17 protein-coding genes and 1 riboswitch are annotated in these 18339 nt (G+C 72.2%); of the genes, 4 read left to right on the forward strand and 13 right to left on the reverse strand.

The features are described 5' to 3' along the window. Positions 1-29: 29 nt before the first annotated feature. The 5 genes from OG917_RS09070 to OG917_RS09090 all read right to left on the reverse strand — a co-directional run bounded on the left by OG917_RS09070 (position 30) and on the right by OG917_RS09090 (position 4028). Positions 30-971 carry an ROK family glucokinase gene (locus OG917_RS09070; protein WP_328317042.1) on the reverse strand — a complete coding sequence of 314 codons (942 nt, stop codon included), beginning with the start codon at positions 969-971 and terminating at the stop codon, positions 30-32. A 70-nt stretch (positions 972-1041) separates the two neighbouring features. Further along, positions 1042-1494, reverse strand: coding sequence for a DUF5304 domain-containing protein (locus tag OG917_RS09075; RefSeq protein ID WP_328317043.1), 453 nt, complete (start codon positions 1492-1494; stop codon positions 1042-1044). 86 nt (positions 1495-1580) lie between these two features. Beyond that, a complete protein-coding gene (locus OG917_RS09080) occupies positions 1581-2726 on the reverse strand; it encodes an ArsA family ATPase (protein WP_328317044.1) in 1146 nt (381 codons plus the stop codon). A 6-nt stretch (positions 2727-2732) separates the two neighbouring features. Further along, positions 2733-3188 carry an SRPBCC family protein gene (locus OG917_RS09085; protein ID WP_328317045.1) on the reverse strand — a complete coding sequence of 152 codons (456 nt, stop codon included), beginning with the start codon at positions 3186-3188 and terminating at the stop codon, positions 2733-2735. Between the two features lie 78 nt (positions 3189-3266). Next, positions 3267-4028 (reverse strand): metallophosphoesterase family protein, encoded by a 762-nt coding sequence (locus tag OG917_RS09090; protein ID WP_328317046.1) that lies wholly within the window; start codon positions 4026-4028, stop codon positions 3267-3269. Positions 4029-4257: 229 nt separating this feature from the next. On the opposite strand from OG917_RS09090, the gene OG917_RS09095 reads away from it, so the two are divergent. Next, positions 4258-6054 carry an AMP-dependent synthetase/ligase gene (locus tag OG917_RS09095; RefSeq protein ID WP_328317047.1) on the forward strand — a complete coding sequence of 599 codons (1797 nt, stop codon included), beginning with the start codon at positions 4258-4260 and terminating at the stop codon, positions 6052-6054. A gap of 70 nt (positions 6055-6124) precedes the next feature. Here OG917_RS09095 and OG917_RS09100 read toward each other — a convergent pair whose 3' ends face one another. Next, positions 6125-7273, reverse strand: a complete 1149-nt coding sequence (locus tag OG917_RS09100) for a glycosyltransferase family 4 protein (protein ID WP_328317048.1) — start codon at positions 7271-7273, stop codon at positions 6125-6127. Positions 7274-7341: 68 nt separating this feature from the next. Here OG917_RS09100 and OG917_RS09105 point away from each other — a divergent pair, with 68 nt between their 5' ends. Further along, positions 7342-8709 carry a glycosyltransferase family 87 protein gene (locus OG917_RS09105; protein WP_328317049.1) on the forward strand — a complete coding sequence of 456 codons (1368 nt, stop codon included), beginning with the start codon at positions 7342-7344 and terminating at the stop codon, positions 8707-8709. Here the strand turns inward: OG917_RS09105 and OG917_RS09110 are convergent. From OG917_RS09110 to OG917_RS09130, 5 genes are all read right to left on the reverse strand, one after another. Further along, positions 8690-9892, reverse strand: coding sequence for a hypothetical protein (locus tag OG917_RS09110; protein ID WP_328321757.1), 1203 nt, complete (start codon positions 9890-9892; stop codon positions 8690-8692). The two genes, OG917_RS09105 and OG917_RS09110, sit on opposite strands and share 20 nt — an antisense overlap. An 86-nt stretch (positions 9893-9978) precedes the next feature. Continuing rightward, positions 9979-11004: a C40 family peptidase gene (locus OG917_RS09115; RefSeq protein WP_328317050.1), complete on the reverse strand. Its 1026-nt coding sequence runs from the start codon at positions 11002-11004 to the stop codon at positions 9979-9981. A gap of 249 nt (positions 11005-11253) precedes the next feature. Continuing rightward, positions 11254-12279 carry a C40 family peptidase gene (locus tag OG917_RS09120; RefSeq protein ID WP_328317051.1) on the reverse strand — a complete coding sequence of 342 codons (1026 nt, stop codon included), beginning with the start codon at positions 12277-12279 and terminating at the stop codon, positions 11254-11256. Between the two features lie 273 nt (positions 12280-12552). Then, on the reverse strand, positions 12553-13914 hold the full coding sequence (locus OG917_RS09125; RefSeq protein ID WP_328317052.1) for an NYN domain-containing protein: 1362 nt from the start codon (positions 13912-13914) through the stop codon (positions 12553-12555). A gap of 34 nt (positions 13915-13948) precedes the next feature. Next, positions 13949-14191, reverse strand: a complete 243-nt coding sequence (locus tag OG917_RS09130; protein ID WP_328317053.1) for a hypothetical protein — start codon at positions 14189-14191, stop codon at positions 13949-13951. 171 nt (positions 14192-14362) lie between these two features. On the opposite strand from OG917_RS09130, the gene OG917_RS09135 reads away from it, so the two are divergent. Together OG917_RS09135 and OG917_RS09140 are read left to right on the forward strand one after the other, a co-directional pair. Then, positions 14363-15112 carry a rhomboid family intramembrane serine protease gene (locus OG917_RS09135; protein ID WP_328317054.1) on the forward strand — a complete coding sequence of 250 codons (750 nt, stop codon included), beginning with the start codon at positions 14363-14365 and terminating at the stop codon, positions 15110-15112. After that, positions 15109-15390 (forward strand): Lrp/AsnC ligand binding domain-containing protein, encoded by a 282-nt coding sequence (locus OG917_RS09140; protein WP_164264247.1) that lies wholly within the window; start codon positions 15109-15111, stop codon positions 15388-15390. Before OG917_RS09135 ends, OG917_RS09140 begins: the two co-directional genes overlap by 4 nt. 83 nt (positions 15391-15473) lie before the next feature. Here the strand turns inward: OG917_RS09140 and OG917_RS09145 are convergent, their stop codons facing one another. Further along, positions 15474-16850: an aminotransferase class V-fold PLP-dependent enzyme gene (locus OG917_RS09145; RefSeq protein ID WP_328317055.1), complete on the reverse strand. Its 1377-nt coding sequence runs from the start codon at positions 16848-16850 to the stop codon at positions 15474-15476. A gap of 143 nt (positions 16851-16993) precedes the next feature. Continuing rightward, positions 16994-17111: riboswitch (SAM riboswitch) on the reverse strand. 116 nt (positions 17112-17227) lie between these two features. Continuing rightward, complete coding sequence (trpD, locus tag OG917_RS09150; protein WP_328317056.1) at positions 17228-18292, reverse strand: anthranilate phosphoribosyltransferase; 1065 nt, start codon at positions 18290-18292, stop codon at positions 17228-17230. Positions 18293-18339 lie beyond the last annotated feature (47 nt).

Consider the following 18339-nt stretch of genomic DNA (forward strand, 5'->3'; position numbering starts at 1 on the left):
CCGTCCGCCGCGCGGTCCGACGGTACGGATCAGCCCTGGCGGGCCAGGTCCGCGGCGCCCACCAGCCCGGCCTCGCCGCCCAGTTGGGCGGCGAGCACCTGGGCGTGCGGTCGCCAGGCCCCGCCGATCAGCCAGCGCCGGAACGACTTGCGGATCGGGTCGAGGACCAGTTCGCCCTCGTCCGACACCCCGCCGCCGACGATGAAGGCCGAAGGGTCGAAGAGCGAGGCCAGATCGGCCAGGCCGGCTCCGGCCCAGCGGGCCAGCTCGCGGAACGAGTCGACAGCCACCGGGTCGCCCTGGCGGGCGGCCGTGCTGATGTGCTTGCCCTGGATGCCCTCGGGGGTGCCGTCGCCGAGCCCGAGGAGCACCTGTGCGTTCTCCGGGGTGGCGTTGGCGCGCTGCGTCGCATACCTGACCAGAGCCCGCCCGGACGCGTACTGCTCCCAGCATCCCTGGCTGCCGCAGCCACAGAGCAGGCCGTCAGGGACGACGCGGATGTGGCCGAACTCCGCGGCCACCCCGAAGCGTCCGCGCCTCAGCTTGTTGCCGATGATGATGCCGCCGCCGAGCCCGGTGCCGAGCGTGATGCAGATGACGTCCTCGTGCCCCTGCCCCGCCCCGAACTTGTACTCGCCCCAGGCCGCGGCGTTGGCGTCGTTCTCCACGACCACGGGAAGGCCGACGCGCTGCTCGACCTTGTCCTTGAGCGGCTCGTGCCGCCAGTTGATGTTCGGCGCGAAGAGGACGGTCGCGCGCTTGTCGTCGACGTATCCGGCCGCCCCGATACCGACCGCCTCGATCTGGTGCCCCTTGCCGGCCTCGGAGACTGCCGCGCAGATAGCGTCGACGATGCCTTCGGCGGTCGGCGGGGTGGGCACCTTGTGCACATCGAGAATGGTGCCCTCTTCGTCGACCACTCCGGCCGCGATCTTCGTGCCGCCGATGTCGACGCCGATGGTGAGTCCCATTGAGTCCCTCAGTTTTCGGTCGAGCCCCGCTGAGGGGCAACCGTACCCGAGGGGCGCCGCACCGGGGTGATCAGTCCAGGTCGATGCGCTCCGCGGATCCGGGGCCCTCGTCGCCCCCGTCGCCCTTGCCCTGGTCCTTCTCCGCGGCAGCGGCCCGCCCTGTGGTCCAGCGCTGCTCCTGCTTCTCCACCGCCGAGCGGTAGGCGGCCAGGAGTTCGCCACCGGCGGCCGCCAGGTGGTCGAAGACATCGGGGTTGCGCTCGACGACCGGCTCGACCACGGCCTTCGCCTGGCTGAGGAACTGCTGGACAGCGCCCTGGGCCGCCATACCGGGGACCGATGTCTGGAAGTCGGAGACCTTGCCCGCGACCGCGTCGAAGAGCTTCCGCAGCTCGTCGGCGGCCGACCCCTGGGCGCTCCCGTACTGGGCGCGGCGGCGGGCCTTCTCCTCGGCGAGGTCCTCGGCACAGGCGTCCGCCCAGGGGTCCGAGTCGGGGGCGGGCTGCTCGGGGGCTTCGCTCATGGCGGACTCCTGCGACGGGATACGGGTGTGCTTATGACCGTACTCCCGACGTTACCCGAACGGTTGCGGGGCGTTCACGGGCTCCGTCAGCGGCTCTGGGGCCACAGTCGCGGATCCGGCGCGAACCGGATACCGAGGACACCGTCCGTGAGCCCCGCGCCCTCGACCGTGCACCGGCGCAGCGCCGACGGCAGGGGGACGGTCCTGCGGAACGGCCCGGCGGTGAGCAGCAGTTCGTCACCGCGCCTGACCAGCCCGAGCTCCTCCTTGACGGCGCCGGGCAGCGGCAGCCGCCAGACCAGGACGCCGTCGTCGGCGAGCCGGTCCTCGACGGTCCACCGCGGTGGCTCCGCGCGGGGGGCGGCAGGGCGCTCCAGCGGGGCCAGCTCTCCGGCGGTGCTCGGCGCCCGGCCCAGATGGGGAAGTTCCTGTACGTCCACGTCACCGAAGCAGGCGGACAGCTCCTTGATGTGGTCCTGCTGCTCCGCCGCGAGGGCGGCGAGCCAGGGATCGGCGGAGCCGGTGGGCAGCACCCGGTTCGCCACGACCAGGTCCAGAGCGCGCCGGTGCAGCGCGATGCCGGTGCGTGCGGTCCGCAGCGCCCGGGTCGCAGCGGGCCCCGGCTCCGCCACCAGCCGCACGGTGGTGTCCGGGCCCTCGATCCTGGCCTGGACGGCGGCCAGTTCGGCCTCCCACCTGGCGGTGGTCTCGTACAGCCACTGCGCGGGCATCGGCACTCCCGCGAGCTGGGCCAGCATCGGGCGCAGCGCCCGGGCGGCCTGCCGCTCGGGGGGCAGCAGTCTGCGCAGGTAGCGGCGGAGCTGTTCGGGGAGGGCGAGGACCGCCAGGGCCTCCTGGACGGGCGGCATGTCGACGACGGTCAGGTCCCACGCGGCGCTGTCGGCCGTCCGCAGCGCGTGCAGCAGCGCGAACTGCGCGGCGCCCGGCAGCTCGGTGAGCTCCTCCTCCTCGACCCTGGAAGCGCCGAGCAGGTCGAGGACGGTGGTGCCGCGCTCCTGGAGGGCGAGCAGTTCGGTACGGAAGTGGGCGCCGGAGTCGATGCGCTCGGCCCGGACCCCGGCGGCGCGGGCGGCGGAGAGGCTCTCCCCGGGCTCCGGGTCGGCGGAGAGCAGCAGGACCCGTTCGCCCTCGCGGGCGGCTGCCAGCGCGGTGGCCGCCGCGACGGTGGTGCGGCCCGCGCCGCCGAGGCCGGTGACGAGGACCGTACGCATCGGGTCTCAGCCCTCGGACTGCGGTGCGGCGCCGGACTCGACCCGCTTCTTCAGACCGGCCAGGGCGCGGTCGATGATGACCTTCTCGGCCTTGCGCTTGATCATCCCGAGCATCGGGATCTTGACGTCGACGGTCAGCCGGTAGGTGACCTCCGTGGCGGCGCCCGCGGGGGCCAGGAGGTAGGTGCCGTCGAGGGCGCGGAGCATCTGCGACTTGACGAGCGTCCAGCTGACCTCGTCGGCTCCGGTCCAGGTGTACGCCAGGGTGTGGTCGTCCTTGATCGCGCCGGCGTCGAGCACCAGCCTGACCTGCTCGGCACGGCCCTCGGCGTCGGTGGAGAGGACTTCGGCCTCCTTCACCTCGCCGGTCCACTCCGGGTAGCGGGCGAAGTCGGCGATCACGCCCATGACGTCGGCCGGTGCGGCCTCGATCGTGATGCTTGAGCTGGTGTGTTCAGCCATCGCCGTGGCTCCTCCAGTACGGAATCCGGTGGTGCATGCGCTGTGAAGGCTATCGCGTGCGCACCGGGCCCCCGACCGCTACCACTCCATGACCCATGGCCGCGAGGTCGAAGCGAAGTGGCCGACGTTCACGCACTCGGTCCTGCCGACGCGCACCCGGGGGGACAGCGGCTGGTGCACATGACCGAAGAGCGCGTATTTCGGCCGGATGCGCACGATGGCGGCGAGCAGGGCGCGGCTGCCCCGCTCGAAGCGGCGGGCCACCGTGTCGTACACCAGCTCGGGGACCTCCGGCGGGATGTGCGTGCAGAGCACGTCGACATCCCCGAGGGCCTCGATCTTGGCCGCGTACTCCTCGTCGCTGACCTCGTAGGGCGTGCGCATCGGGGTCCGCAGACCGCCGCCCACGAAGCCGAAGACGCGACCGCCGATCTCGACGCGTTCGCCGTCGAGGACGGTGGTGCCGGGGCGCGCGTACTCGCGCCAGAGCGGCGGGATGTCGACATTGCCGTAGGTCGCGTACGTCGGGGTCGGGAAGGCCGCGAACATCTCGGCGTACTGGCCGCGCACCGCCGTCTCGATCGCGGTGTCACGGTCCACCCCGCCCCAGAGCCTGCGGCCGAGGTCGCGCGCCTCGTCGAACCGGCGGGCGGTGCGCAGCTCGACGATGCGGTCGGCGTTCTCGACACCGAAGAGGTCGGGGAAGATCCCCCGGGAATGGTCGGCGTAGTCCAGGAAGAGGACGAGGTCGCCGAGGCAGATCAGGGCGTCGGCCCCCTCACCCGCCCTCGCGAGGCCGCTGGTGTTGCCATGGACGTCACTGACCACATGCACGCGCATGGAGATCACCCTAGGACGCGTGGGCACAACCTGGATAGAGGGTGCCGGACCTGCGAATACCGCCGCCCCGCGACATGTGTGGACTAGTCTGCGCGAAGCACGGCGGTGTCGTGTGACGCATGGAACATCTGACCGGAACCCCCTATCGGGAACCGCTTACCCATGGGTAACGTCCGGGCGGTCAGGTCCAGTCGTGGCGACAGCGATGTCGACCAGAGGAGCAGCAGTCTTGCGTGAGTTCAGCCTTCCGGCGCTGTACGAGGTCCCATCGGACGGCAATCTGACGGATCTCGTCCGCCGCAACGCCGCTCAGCATCCCGATGTCGCGGTCATGGGCCGCAAGGTGGCCGGCGCCTGGACCGATGTCACGGCCGCCCGGTTCCTCACCGAGGTCCAGGACGCCGCGAAGGGTCTGATCGCCGCCGGGGTGCAGCCCGGGGACCGGGTCGCCCTGATGTCCCGCACCCGGTACGAGTGGGTCCAGCTGGACTTCGCGATCTGGAGTGCGGGCGCCATCACGGTGCCGGTGTACGAGACCAGCTCGGCCGAGCAGGTGCAGTGGATACTCGGCGACTCCGGTGCGGTCGCGGTGCTCGTGGAGAGCGACGCGCACGCCGGGACCGTCGAGTCCGTACGCCACGCGCTGCCGTCCCTGAAGCACGTCTGGCAGATCGACAAGGGCGCCGTCGACGAGCTCCGGGCGGGCGGCGCCGGGGTCACCGACGCGACAGTGGACGAGCGCAGCTCCCTGGCGCGCGCCGACGACCCGGCGACCATCGTCTACACCTCGGGCACCACAGGACGCCCGAAGGGATGTGTGCTGACCCACCGCAGCTTCTTCGCGGAGTGCGGCAACATCGTGGAGCGGCTGAAACCGCTGTTCCGTACCGGCGAGTGTTCGGTGCTGCTCTTCCTGCCCGCTGCGCACGTCTTCGGCCGGCTGGTCGAGGTGTCCTCCGTGATGGCGCCGATCAAGATCGGCTGCGTACCGGACATCAAGAACCTCACTGACGAACTGGCCTCCTTCAGGCCGACGTTGATCCTGGGCGTCCCCCGCGTCTTCGAGAAGGTCTACAACTCGGCGCGCGCCAGGGCGCAGGCCGACGGCAAGGGAAAGATCTTCGACCGGGCCGCAGGCACGGCCATCGCCTACAGCCGCGCGCTCGGCACCCCGCAGGGCCCGTCCGCCGGGCTGCGGATCAAGCACAAGGTCTTCGACCGGCTCGTCTACAGCAAGCTGCGCGCCGTCCTCGGCGGCCGAGGCGAGTACGCGATCTCCGGGGGCGCACCGCTCGGCGAACGGCTCGGCCACTTCTACCGGGGCATCGGCTTCACGGTGCTTGAGGGGTACGGCCTCACCGAGTCCTGTGCGGCGACCGCGTTCAACCCGTGGGACCGCCAGAAGATCGGCACGGTCGGCCAGCCGCTGCCCGGCTCGGTGGTGCGGATAGCGGACGACGGCGAGGTGCTGCTGCACGGCGAGCACCTGTTCAGCGGCTACTGGAACAACGAGACGGCGACGTCGGAGGCGCTGGCCGACGGCTGGTTCCACACCGGGGACATCGGCACGCTCGACGAGGACGGCTATCTCGCGATCACCGGCCGCAAGAAGGAGATCATCGTCACCGCAGGCGGCAAGAACGTCGCCCCCGCGGTGATCGAGGACCGGATCCGCGCGCATGCCCTGGTCGCCGAGTGCATGGTCGTCGGTGACGGACGGCCGTTCATCGGTGCGCTGGTCACGCTGGACGAGGAGTTCCTGACGCGGTGGGCCGAGGAGAGCGGCAAGCCCGCCGGGTCCACCGCGCTGTCGCTGAGGGACGACCCCGAGCTGCTCGCCGAGATCCAGCGGGCCGTGGACGACGGCAACGCGGCGGTCTCGAAGGCCGAGTCCGTCCGCAAGTTCCGGGTCCTGCCCGCGCAGCTCACCGAGGAGGCGGGTCACATCACGCCCTCGCTGAAGCTCAAGCGCGCCGTGGTGGCGAAGGACTTCGCCGACGAGATCGAAGCGATCTACCGGGGCTGACCGGCGGAACACCGGCGCTCGACCGGCGGAACGGGGTGCGGGCCGGGGTGCGGCCCGCACCCCGGCCGTGTCAGAGCAGTTCCCTGAGCTTCCCTGCCAGAAGGTCCCAGCGCCATTTCTCCTCGACCCAGGCCCGGCCGCGCTCGCCCATCCGCCGCCGCAGCTCCGGGTCCTGCAGCAGGGTGACGATCCGCTCCGCCGTCTCGCCGGGCGAGCCGCCCCGTACCACCCAGCCGGTCTCACCGTCGAGCACCGCGTCGGGCGCGCCGCCCGAATCGCCCGCCACCACAGGAAGCCCGGTGGCCGAGGCCTCCAGATAGACGATGCCGAGGCCCTCCACGTCGAGCCCGCCCCTGCGCGTACGGCACGGCATGGCGAAGACGTCACCCGCCCCGTAGTGCGCGGGCAGCTCCGCCCAGGGCACCGGGCCGGTGAAGCGCACCGCGTCCGCGACGCCGGTCCGCTCCGCCAGCTTCTCCAGGTCCGCCGCGTACGGGCCGCCGCCCACGATCAGCAGCACGGCGTCCGGCTCCCGCCGCAGAATCCGGGGCATGGCGAGGATCAGGGTGTCCTGGCCCTTGCGCGGTACGAGCCGGGAGACGCACACGATCACCGGCCGGTCGGTGAGCCCGAGCCGGGCGCGGACCGCCGCACCGCCCGAGCCGGGGTGGAAGGTCTTCTCGTCGACACCGGGCGGCAGTTGCACCATCCGGCCCGCGGCCGACGGGGTGAGCGCGGCGGAGATCCGCGAGCGGGTGTACTCACCGAGGTAGGTGAGCGTGTCCGTGCCTTCGCCGATCCGCCGCAGCAACTGCCGCGAACCGGGCAGCTGGGCCCAGCCCGCCTCGTGGCCGTGGGTGGTGGCGACGATGCGTTCGGCGCCGGCCGCGCGCAGCGCGGGAGCCATGAGCCCGAGCGGGGCCGCCGCCCCGAACCACACCGACGTACAGCCGTGTTCGCGCAGCAGTCCGGTCGCGCGCGCCGTGACGCGCGGGGTGGGCAGGAGCATCGTGGTCCGGTCGCGTACGACCGTGAACGGCTGCTCCGCGTCGAACGCCGCGGTGGCCGCCGCGGCGTCCGACGCGGAGCCCCGCTTCCAGGTGGAGGCGTAGACGACGAGCCGGCCGGGGTCCAGGCGCAGCGCCATGTTGTGCAGGAAGGCCTGGATCCCGCCGGGGCGGGGCGGGAAGTCATTGGTCACGATCAACGTCTTGTGCATCGCCGCCGACAGTACCCAACGGCCCTGCCTCACCGCTCCCGCACGCCCTCGCACGCATCATGGCCCCGATGTCGGAGCACACCACGGCGCAGGCCGTCACAGCGGACGGGGCGGTCATCCGGGGCACACGCGGCGCGGCGGCCTCCCGCGTGGCCCTCTCCCTCGTGTGGGCGTCGACCAGGGCGCTGCTGCTGCTCTGTGTGTTCAAGGTGCTGACTCTGCCGGGAGCCGACGTCACCGTCGACGTATCGGGGATCTACCACGGCTGGTACGAGGTGCTCCGGACCGGCACCTTCCCGCTCTCCGACGTGACCTGGCAGTACCCGCCGGGTGCGGCGCTCGCCGTCCTCTCCCCCGCCCTGCTGCCGTTCCTGGGCTACGCGCTGGCCTTCTTCGTGCTGACCCTCGCCGCCGACGCGGTGGTGCTGGGCCTGCTCCTGTACACGGCCCGCCGGCCGGGCAGGCGTCCGGCCGGCGCCTGGGTGTGGGTGGCGGGCCTTCCGCTGCTCGGCCCGACGGCTTACGCCAGATACGACCTGATGGTGACCGCGGTCGCGGTGGCCGCGCTGCTGGCCGCAGCCCGCCGTCCGCGCACCGCGGGGGCGCTGGCCGCACTCGGCACGCTGCTCAAGGTCTGGCCCGCGCTGCTGCTCACCGGCGTGCCCCGGGGCCGCACGGCGCGCCTGTCCTTGACGGCCTTCGCCGCGACGGCCGGGGCCCTGCTGCTGCTCGCCGGCACGGCGGTACCGGGCGCCTTCGCCTTCCTCACCTTCCAGCGCGAACGGGGCACCGAGGTCGAGTCGCTGGGCGGGCTGGTCTTCCAGGTGGCCAGGCAGTGCGGCTGGCGGGGGCAGGTGCTGCTCACCTACGGCTCGGTGGAGTTCGTGGGCCCGTACGTCCACCTGGTGAGCGCCCTCGCGCTGGGGCTCACCTGCGCGGCCTTCGGCTGGCTGCTGCTGTGGCGGCTGCGGGCCAGGGAGTACTCGCCGGCCACACCCTGCGACGCGGCCTTCACCGCTGTGCTGCTCTTCACCACGACGAGCAGGGTGATCAGCCCCCAGTACCTGGTGTGGCTGGTCGGCCTCGGCGCGGCCTGCCTGGCCTTCCGCACGAGCCGGATGGCGGTCCCGGTCCTGCTGGTGGCGGGCGCCACCGCGGCGACCTTCCTGGAGTTCCCGCTCGGCTTCGACCACGTGGTGGCCGGGGACGCGACCGGTCTTGTGCTGATGTTCGTACGGAACGGTCTGCTGGTCGCCGCCGCGCTGACCGCCGCCCGCACCCTGTGGCGGCGCACGGTCCCGCGCCGCGGGCGGAAACCGGCCGGGGACGACGCGCGGGGCGGGGAGGAATCGTCCGCCGCCGGGACGCCGGGCGGCCCAGGACCGGCCGGGGACACCGGCTCCGGCCGTGAACCGCTCAGTCCAGCTGCTCCCTGAGGTACGCGCGCCACCGCGCCGTGAAGGCGTCCGGATCCGTCCGGAGCACCTCGTTCATGGCCTGCTCCACCGCGCCGCCGCTCTGCCCGTGGGCCCCGACCGCACGGTAGAAGTCCGTCAGCTTCTGCTCACCCCAGTGCGAGGCGATCAGCCGGCAGGCCAGCCAGCCGCCCTCGTAGGCCCGTGCGAGCCGGTCGGCGCCGTCGCTGAAGCCGAAGTCCGCGTCGGTGGGCAGGGTCGCGGGCAGGGAGCCGGAGCGCACCGCACGCTGGAGTTCCGGTGCCGTCTCGCGGGGGCCGCTGCCGCTGCCCCGGTAGGCGACCCAGTCGGCGAATCCCTCGGAGAGCCAGAGCGGGGTGGCCGCGGAGGTCGCGGCGCGGGTGGCGACATGGGTCGTCTCGTGGGTCATGACCACCTGCCGGCCCAGCGAGCCCAGGAGTGCGTACGCCTCGGGGTTGACGATGACCCGGTCGGCGGGTGCTGCCGCGGCGCCGCCCGCCTCTCCGGTGGTGACGGCCGCGATACCCCGGTAGGTGGCGGCGGGCGAGCCGAGCAGCGCGCCCATCGCGTCCAGTGAGGACGGCACGAGCACCACCACGCGCCCCGCCCACTTCCGGTGCCACGCCTCGTCGACGGCCGGGACGGCGCGGTCCGCGACGGCCGCCACCTCACGGAGCAGCCCGCTCGACCCGCCGACGCCGAGCACCAGGCTGTGCTTGCCGCGGGCGACCCTGACCCGGCCCTGCTGCCAGAGCTGCTGCCCGGTGCCGGGATCGGCCCTGTCGTCGTCGAGGTACCAGTGGCCACCGCGCTCGACCAGCTTGAGCGTGCGCGCGGAGGCCACCGGCGCGCTGTCGTACCCGGTGATCCGGTAGCGCAGCTCGACCCGCGCGGTGGCGGTGGAGCCCTCCTGCCGGACATCCTCCAGCCGGTACTGCCAGGAACTCAGCGGCACCGCGGCGAGATTGCGGAACTCGGCCCGCTGCGCCGTCCGCAGCCCCTTCGCCCGCGGGTCGACGACGGACAGGTAGCCGCTCTCGTCATGGCCGACGACTGCGGCCGCCCGGCGGTCGAGGGCCCGGCGGATGCCGCGTTCGGTGCTTCCGGGGGCGGACGGGCCTGCGGGCCCGGTGCAGCCGGGGAGCAGCAGCAGAAGGACGAGCGCGCAGCCCGCGGCCCGCATCCGTCCCGTCCCGCTCCCCCGGCTTCGCACGCCGCCGATCGTACGTGCCCGGGTCCGCCCGGGTCCGGACGGAAGGACGGTGGGGCTCAGACCCGGGTCACCGACGAAATCGGCATCATGCCGACCGGGTCGTAGCGGACCCTGGCCCCCGGGTAGGGAGCGTGCAGCACCTGGCCGTTGCCCATGTACATCCCGACGTGGCTGGCGTCGCTGCGGTACACCACCAGGTCGCCCGGCTGCGCCTGGGAGAGCGGGATCTGCCGTCCCGCGTACCGCTGCTGCTGCGAGGTGCGCGGCAGCGAGACGCCCGCGTGTGCGTACGCCCACTGCATCAGCCCCGAACAGTCGAAGCCAGAAGGGCCGTTGGCGCCCCAGACGTACGGCCTGCCGAGCGCGCTGCGGGCCGCGGCCACGGCGGCCCCCGCCCGCCCCGGCACGGGCAGGGCGCCGAGGGCGGGCAGGGCCTCCCGCTCCGACCGTGAGACCTGGTCGTACCGGGCGCGCTGCGCCGTGGGCAGCGCGTCGAGCAGCTGCCGGGCACGGGCGAGCTTGCCCTCGACCGTGCGCTTGTGGCGGGCGACCTCGGTGCGGCTGTGCCGGAGTTCGGAGAGTTTGCGGGTCGCGTCGGCGCGCCGCTGGGTCAGCTCCCGCTGGGCCTGCTGGATGCGGTGCAGTTCGCCCGCCTGTACGTCCCCGATCTGCGCCAGGGCCGCGGCCCTGGCGAGGTACGAGTCGGGGTCGGAGGAGAGCAGCAGGGCGAGCGAGGGGTCGACGGCGCCCGCGCGGTACTGGGCGCCCGCCAGCGCGCCCAGGGCGCCGCGCATCCGGTTGAGCCGCTCCTGGCCGCGGGCGACGCCGTCCTGGGCATCGGCGACCTGCCTGTGCAGCTGCGTGGCCTGCTCGTCGGCCTTGTCGTACTGCTGGGTGGCCCGTTCGGCCTGGGCGTACAGGCCGTCGACCTTGCTCTTGGCCGCCGCCGCCGACTGGTGCGGCTCGGCGCCCGCCGGTGCGGCCCCGAGGCCTGCCGCTGCCGTCGCCAGGGCGGCGGACAGCACGGTGATCCGGACACTCGTCACGAGGCCGGACTGGGTGGCACGGCGATGGGACACCACAGGAGCCGCACTCCTTCCGCTGCGTGCGGTCCCTGCCGCCCCGATGGGCGGACCCTCAACCGGGCACCGCACGCCGGACAGTAGCCGCGCGACCACACTGTGGCCAACGACCCCGCCGTCCACACAGAGTGACGCCCCGCTGGAGACCACAAGGTCACCGACGGGGCGGGGTGTCAGCTGCGGGCACCGTAATTCGCCCGATTGGGCGGTGTCAGCGGCGCGTTGGAGTACGGGCCGGGCCGGTCCGGATCAGATACGGACGCCGAACTGGAAGGGCATGTTGCCCATCGCCTCGTACCGGACGACCGCGCCGGTGTGCGGGGCGTGCAGCACCTGGCCGTTGCCGGCGTAGATGCCGATGTGGTGCAGGTCGCCGTAGAAGAGCACCAGGTCGCCCGGCTTGAGGGCGCTCTGCGAGTAGATGCGCTGGCCGGCGTTGGCCTGGGCCTGCGAGGTGCGCGGGATCGTGACGCCGGCCCGCGCGTACGCCCAGGACGTCAGCCCGGAGCAGTCGAAGGAGGCGGGGCCCGTGGCGCCGTACACGTACGGCTTGCCCATCTGGGTCTTCGCGGCGTTGAGTGCGGCAGCGCCGCGCGCGGAGGCCGGCACCGCGTCGCCGAGGTCCGCGCGGTCGCTGGCGCGGTTGGCGCGCTGGTTGGACGCGTCGATCGAGGCGCGCTCGGCGGCGGTCAGGCTGCTGAGCAGCTTGCGCGCGGTGGCGAGCTTGTCCTGGACTTCCTGCTTCTTCTTGCCGAGTTCCTCGCGCGTCGACGCCAGGTCCTTGAGCTTGTCCTGCGCCTCGGAACGCTGCTGGGCGAGGCTGCGCTGCTTGGCCTGGATCTTCTTGACCGCGTCGGCCTGCTGGCCGCTCAGCTGGTCCTGCGCGGTGGCCTTGTCCAGGAAGCTGTCCGGGTCGGACGAGAGGAAGAGCTGGACGGACGGGTCGATGCCGCCCGAACGGTACTGGGCGCTCGCCATCGAACCGAGCTGGCCGCGCAGCTTGTTGAGGTCGGCCTGACCCCGCGCCACGTTGTCCTGGAGGTCGTCGACCTGCTTCTTGAGCTTGTCCTGCTGGTCCTTGGCACCGTCGTACTTCTGGCTGACCGCGTCGACGTCCTCGTAGAGCTTGTCGACCTTCGCCTTGACCTCGCTCTTGGACGGCTTCGGATCTGCGTGCGCGGCCTGAGCGGTCAGGGCCACGGCTGCGGCAGCGGTCGCGGTGAGCACGGTCACACGTGTGCGGCTCGGCTGCTTGGGACGACGGTGGGACGCCACGGAGGCGAGCTCCTTCTTCCTCAGAGCCGCCGGACACGTAGCGGAACCGTGGGGGATCGACGGCCCCTTCGCTGCCACCCCGGATGAGTGATCAACCGCGCGAAGGTTCGAGGCCCGACCTTAGTGACCTTCTTGTGATCAGTTCAAATCCTGTAGCCGAAAATCTCGGTCACCGCACGCATATTTTACAGACATCGCACGGGCAGTAACGGTCACTTGACGCTGTGCTGGAATATGCGCATCCCTAAGTCGGGCATTGCGCACAGGAGTTAACTAGACGCGCGAAAGCCTCTTCAGCAACAAGACGGACGCGACCGGCCTGGCACCCGATCTCGCCACGCCGTCGGCGACCTCGCGGTCGGCCGACACGACCACCACGGGGCGCCCCGACGGCTCCGCCCTGACGAGCTGGCGGATCACCTCGTCCGCCGTCACCCCGGGCTTGCTGAACAGCACCCGCACGCCGCGCGGCGGCGCGAGCAGCACTGGCGCGGCCAGTTCGGCCCCGTCGAAGACACAGGTCATCTCGGCGCCCGTCTGCGCCGCGAGCACCGAGAGGCCCCCGAGCAGGCGCAACCGCTGCTTCTCCAGCGGCAGCTGCGGATAGCCGGTCTTGGTGACGTTGTAGCCGTCCACCACCAGGTGGGCCTGCGGCAGCGAGAGCAGCTGGTCCAGCAGGGCCGGATCGGTGTCGGAGAGCGCCCTGGCCGCGACGTCCTTCGGCGAGAGCAGGCCGGGCTCGACCGCGTCGACCGAGTCGGCCGGGCGCGAGGTCACCGGCGGCAGGGCCAGTTCGCGCCGCAGCCCCTGGGCCGCGTCGAGCACCGTGTCGAGCAGCAGCCGCAGCCGCATGTCCTCGGCGGAACGCCCCTCGCGAACGGTGCGGCGGCCCGCCTCGACGGCTGCCTCCGCCTCTCCGAGCCGTGCCTTCAGCCGTCGCGACTCGCTCTCCGCCGATGCGACCTGGGCCGCCGCCTCCGACCTGATCGTGTCGATCTCGGAGCCCGACCTGCGCAGCGCCGCCTCGCCCCGCTTCACGTCGCTCTGTGCGCTGCGCAGCTTGCGCTGAAGCGATTCAGCATCCCTGCGCGCGGTGTCCAGCTCCGTACGCAGCCTTTCGTTCTCGGTCCTGGTGTGCGCCCGCGCCTCGGCCAGCTCGGCACGGAGCCGCTCCAGCTCGTGCTGGACCGCCTCGTCGGCGCGCTCGGCGACGACGCGCTGGGCCTCCTCGCCCGCGGCGGCGACGAGCTTCACCCAGCCGGCCGGGCGCAGCACGTAGGCGGCCGCCGCCACATCCACCGGGTCGGCGGCCGCGGGGGGCGAGCCGGATTCGAGCGCGCCGGTCAGTTCGGACTGCGACTCCTTCAGCCGCTCGCCGATGCGCCGGCGGAACAGCGGGTCGCCCTCCAGGGCCGCGGCCATCGCGTTGCCCGCGAACTTGGCACGTCTGGTGGGGGTGAAGCGGGCGTACTGCCGCAGCTGCGCCGGCAGTTCGGGGACGGTCAGCCCGCCGAAGGCGTCGGAGACCAGCGCGACGACCCGCCGCCGCACCGCCTCGGGCAGCGGACGGTCGAGCGCCTCTGCGGCGTCGCCGGCCGCGTCGGCCGGCTCCGCACCGCGATCAGGCTCCACCATCCGTCACCCCACTGTCACTCGTCAGGGGGCTCCCTCAGGAGCCGCCGCCCGGCCTGTCCACCAGCTCGATCTGGTCCACCGCGTTGCACCAGCGGCAGCGCACCGACTCGATGGTCTCACTGACCACCTCGCGCTCCTCCACCTTGGGCTCACCGGCCAGGTCGAGATGTATGTACTCGACGACCTTCGACGAGCGCGTCACATCGAACCGGGTGAGATTGCCGCAGAGTGTGCAGCGCCACCGTGTAGCGGCGGTCGGCATGGGAACCGTCGTCATACGTGCCGTCCTCTTCGTTCGTACTGCCTCGGTCGCGGTGCGCCATCGGACTGCGGATGTACTCACCGCAACCCTACGGCCTACGGCATACCCCGGGGGCGGACCTGCCGACCGCGCGGAACACGGCGAGGCGATCTGCCCGATTGCGACCGGTTGGGCCATGCTCGGTGGATGCTCACGTGGCGGGACGCACCCGGACGGAAGGCGCCCCGCAGGCGCGGGGACGCACGCGGCGGGCCGGTGGTGACCTACGGCCTGATCGGCCTCTGCTGCCTGGTCTTCCTGATGAGCCCGGTCTCGGGCCTCGATCCGGCCTACGGCACCGGTGACAATCTGCTCGCCGCCCAGAGCGCGTACTTCGAACACTGGGGCGTCGTTCCCACCGAACTGATGAGCGGTGCGGCGGCTGCCCTGCTCACCCCGCTCACCGCACTCTTCATCCACGCGAACTGGCTGCACCTGCTGGGCAACATGCTGTTCCTCTACGTCTTCGGCGCGATGGCCGAGGAGCGCATGGGCCGCCTGCACTTCGCCGTCTTCTATCTCGTCAGCGGATACCTCGCCCTGACGGCGTACGCGCTCACGCACTCCGGGTCCGACCAGACACTGGTGGGGGCGTCCGGCGCCATCTCGGCGGTGCTCGGCGCCTTCCTGAGCCTCTTCCCGCGGGCCCGGGTGACGAGCATCTTCCCGTTCCTGCTCTTCCTCCCGCTGCGCTTCCCGGCCTGGATCGTGCTGGTCTTCTGGTTCGTCCTGCAGTGGCTCGCGGCCGGCCAGCAGTCCGGCACCGGCCCCGGCGTCGCCTACACCGCGCACCTGGTGGGGTTCGTGATCGGCTTCGGCTACGCGGCGGTGAGGTACTGGCGTACGACTAGAGTGAATCTCCCAGCGACGGCCACCGAGGGAGAAAGCAAACCGTGATCACCGCGATCGTGCTCATCAAGACCAGCGTGGACCGGATCCCCGAGATCGCCGAATCGCTCGCCGCCCTGGAGAACATCAGCGAGGTGTACTCCGTCACCGGTACGTACGACCTGATCGCGCTGGTCCGGGTGGCCCGCCACGACGACCTGGCGGACATCATCCCCGGCCGCATCAGCAAGATCCCCGGGGTGGAGGCCACGGACACCCATGTGGCGTTCCGTACCTACTCCCAGCACGACCTGGAAGCGGCCTTCGCCATCGGCCTGGACGCGTAGACGGCCGCCCGGCCGCGCACGGGGCCCGGGGGCCCCGCCGCGCCGGACGGCCGTGGACGGCGGCCCCGCGGTGAGCGGTGCGGTCAGACAGCCGGCACGCAGCGGCCGTCCTCGGTGCGGTAGTTCCAGCGGGCGCCGTCCTGCACCAGTTCCTTCACCGCGCCCACGAAACGGTCCACGTGCTCGTCGGGTGTACCGGCGCCGAAGCTCACCCGGACGGCATTGAGCGAACGCTCGCCCGGCTCGCCCTCCGGAGCCCCGCACTCACCCTGGTCCTGCGGGTCGCTGCCGAGCAGGGTCCGTACGAGCGGGTGGGCGCAGAAGAGACCGTCGCGCACCCCGATGCCGTACTCGGCGGAGAGCGCAGCGGCGAAGTGCGAGCTGTTCCAGCCCTCCACCACGAACGAGATCACGCCGACCCGCGGGGCGCGGTCACCGAAGAGCGAGAGGACCTTGACCTCCGCCACCTCGGCGAGCCCGTCGAGGACCTTGGTGACCAGGGTCTGCTCGCGCTCGACCAGGGAGTCGAAGCCCGCATCGGTGAGCGCCCGGCAGGCGGAGGCGATGGAGTGGACGCCGATGACGTTCGGCGATCCGGCCTCGTGGCGGGCGGCGGTGGTGTGCCACTCGACGTCCACGCCGCCATCGGCGCGCCGTGCCACCGTGCGGGAGGCGCCGCCGCCCGCGAGGTACGGCTCGGCGTCGCGCAGCCAGTCGGAGCGGCCGGCGAGCACCCCGGAGCCGAACGGGGCGTACAGCTTGTGACCGGAGAAGGCGACCCAGTCGACGTCCAGCTCCGCGATGTCCACCGGGTGGTGCGGGGCGAGCTGCGCCGCGTCCAGCACGATGCGCGCGCCGTGGGCGTGGGCGGCGGCTGCCAGCTCCCTGACCGGCCACAGCTCCCCGGTGACGTTCGAGGCGCCGGTGACGCAGACCAGGGCGGGCGCCTGCTTCGACGCGCGGGCCGCCAGGGCGCGCTCCAGCGTCTCGACGGCCTCCTGCGGGGTGTGCGGGGCGTTCAGGTAGGTCACCGCGGAGTCGCGCCAGGGCAGCAGCGAGGCGTGGTGCTCGGTCTCGAAGACGAAGACCTCGCAGCCGGCCGGGATCACGGCGGCCAGCAGATTGAGCGAGTCCGTGGTCGAGCGGGTGAAGACCACCTGATCGCCGGCGCGGCAGCCGAGGAACTCCGCGACGGTCGTCCGGCTGTTCTCGAAGAGGTCCGTGGAGAGCTGCGAGAGGTACCCGGCGCCCCGGTGCACGCTGCCGTAGTAGGGGGCGTAGGCCGCCACGTCGTCCCAGACCCGCTGGAGGGCCGGTGCGCTGGCCGCGTAGTCGAGGGCCGCGTAGGTGACCTCGCCGCCGGTCACGAGCGGGACGAGGACGTCCCGCCCCAGCACGGGGAGGTTACCGGAGGAATCCTGACAAACCGACTGGTTGACGGCAGCGCTGGGGACAGACATGACGAACTCCCGGAAAAGGGCAGGCGAATGCACTGCGTATGCACACAGCAGTGCGGAGAAAGGTGCGGAGAAGGGGGCTAGTGCCCTATCGCATTCGCTGAACCACGGAAGAACTCCCTCGACGACCAGGATCCCTGTCGAGGGATCCGCGCTTGCCGAGGACTTCACTGCCCACGGCCTGGTCTTCACCCAGGGCACCCCGCCACGGACGGAGGGTTGCCGGACAGCGGGCTGGGGCCGTAGTCGCTGTCACTCATGACCTGAAGAGAATCCTGCCATACGTATCCGGACGCGCCAAGACGCAGTCCACAGCATGAGACCGGTCACCGGCCCGGAAGCTGCGGGACTGCGTCCCGGTGTGTGCGCGTACGGGGAGGTCAGGCGTTGCTGGCCGCGACCCAGCGCTCCAGCGCCCGGCCCGCCGCTCCGGAGTCGATGGACTCGGCCGCCCGGGCGATGCCCGCGGCGATCCGCTCGTCGAGAGTGCCGGGGCCCGGGTCCAGCGCGACCAGCGCCGCCGCCGAGTTGAGCAGGACGGCGTCCCGTACGGGACCGGCCTCACCCGCCAGCAGCCTGCGGGCCACATCCGCGTTGTACGAGGCGTCGCCGCCGCGCAGCGCCTCCACAGGGACCAGCCCGATGCCCACGTCACGCGGGTCGAAGGGCTCCTCGCGCACTCCGCCGTCCGCCACCGTCCAGACCCTGGACGTGGCCGTGGTGGTCAGCTCGTCGAGCCCGTCGTCACCGCGGAACACCAGGGCCGACGAGCCGCGTTCGGCCAGCACACCCGCGATGATGGGCGCCACCCGCGCGTCGGAGACACCGGTCGCCTGCGCGCGGACCTTCGCCGGGTTGGTGAGCGGGCCCAGGAAATTGAAGGTGGTGCGGATACCCAGCTCCCTGCGGGCCGCTGCCACGTACCGCAGGGCGGGGTGGAACTTCACCGCGAAGCAGTACGTGATGCCCGCCTCGGCCGCGACCTCGACGACCCGCTCCGGGGTCAGCTGCAGATTGACGCCCAGCTTCTCCAGGACGTCGGAGGCGCCGCTCTGGGACGACGCGGCGCGGTTGCCGTGCTTGACGACCCTGGCGCCGGTGCCCGCCACGACGATCGAGGACATGGTCGAGATGTTCACGGTGTTGGCACCGTCGCCGCCGGTGCCGACGATGTCGACGCTCGGCCCCGGTACGTCGATCAGCCTGGCGTGCGCGTACATCGCCCGCACCAGACCGCTGATCTCGGCGACCGTCTCGCCCTTGGCGCGCAGGGCGACGGCGAACCCGGCGATCTGCGCATCGGACGCCTCACCACTCATGATGCGGTCCATCGCCCAGGCGGTGGCGTCCGCGCTCTGGTCGACACCGCGGAGCAGGGAGTCGAGTACGCCCGGCCAGGAATGGGCCGCCACGCTGTCGCCGCCGACCGGGGTCACAACGCTCATGGTCCACTCCTGGGGTCCACCGTCGAATAGGGGTGCGGCCAGCTTAT

The sequence above is a fragment of the Streptomyces sp. NBC_00388 genome (assembly GCF_036061255.1).
In the GTDB taxonomy this organism is placed as follows: domain Bacteria; phylum Actinomycetota; class Actinomycetes; order Streptomycetales; family Streptomycetaceae; genus Streptomyces.

Coding starts and splice junctions, on each gene's coding strand:
- OG917_RS09125 (WP_328317052.1), bottom strand. CDS start 13,914: ATGGTGGAGCCTGATCGCGGTGCGGAGCCGGCCGACGCGGCCGGCGAC.
- OG917_RS09135 (WP_328317054.1), top strand. CDS start 14,363: ATGCTCACGTGGCGGGACGCACCCGGACGGAAGGCGCCCCGCAGGCGC.
- OG917_RS09145 (WP_328317055.1), bottom strand. CDS start 16,850: ATGTCTGTCCCCAGCGCTGCCGTCAACCAGTCGGTTTGTCAGGATTCC.
- OG917_RS09075 (WP_328317043.1), bottom strand. CDS start 1,494: ATGAGCGAAGCCCCCGAGCAGCCCGCCCCCGACTCGGACCCCTGGGCG.
- OG917_RS09100 (WP_328317048.1), bottom strand. CDS start 7,273: ATGCACAAGACGTTGATCGTGACCAATGACTTCCCGCCCCGCCCCGGC.
- OG917_RS09070 (WP_328317042.1), bottom strand. CDS start 971: ATGGGACTCACCATCGGCGTCGACATCGGCGGCACGAAGATCGCGGCC.
- OG917_RS09130 (WP_328317053.1), bottom strand. CDS start 14,191: ATGACGACGGTTCCCATGCCGACCGCCGCTACACGGTGGCGCTGCACA.
- OG917_RS09085 (WP_328317045.1), bottom strand. CDS start 3,188: ATGGCTGAACACACCAGCTCAAGCATCACGATCGAGGCCGCACCGGCC.
- OG917_RS09090 (WP_328317046.1), bottom strand. CDS start 4,028: ATGCGCGTGCATGTGGTCAGTGACGTCCATGGCAACACCAGCGGCCTC.
- OG917_RS09080 (WP_328317044.1), bottom strand. CDS start 2,726: ATGCGTACGGTCCTCGTCACCGGCCTCGGCGGCGCGGGCCGCACCACC.
- trpD (WP_328317056.1), bottom strand. CDS start 18,292: ATGAGCGTTGTGACCCCGGTCGGCGGCGACAGCGTGGCGGCCCATTCC.
- OG917_RS09110 (WP_328321757.1), bottom strand. CDS start 9,892: ATGCGGGCCGCGGGCTGCGCGCTCGTCCTTCTGCTGCTGCTCCCCGGC.
- OG917_RS09105 (WP_328317049.1), top strand. CDS start 7,342: ATGTCGGAGCACACCACGGCGCAGGCCGTCACAGCGGACGGGGCGGTC.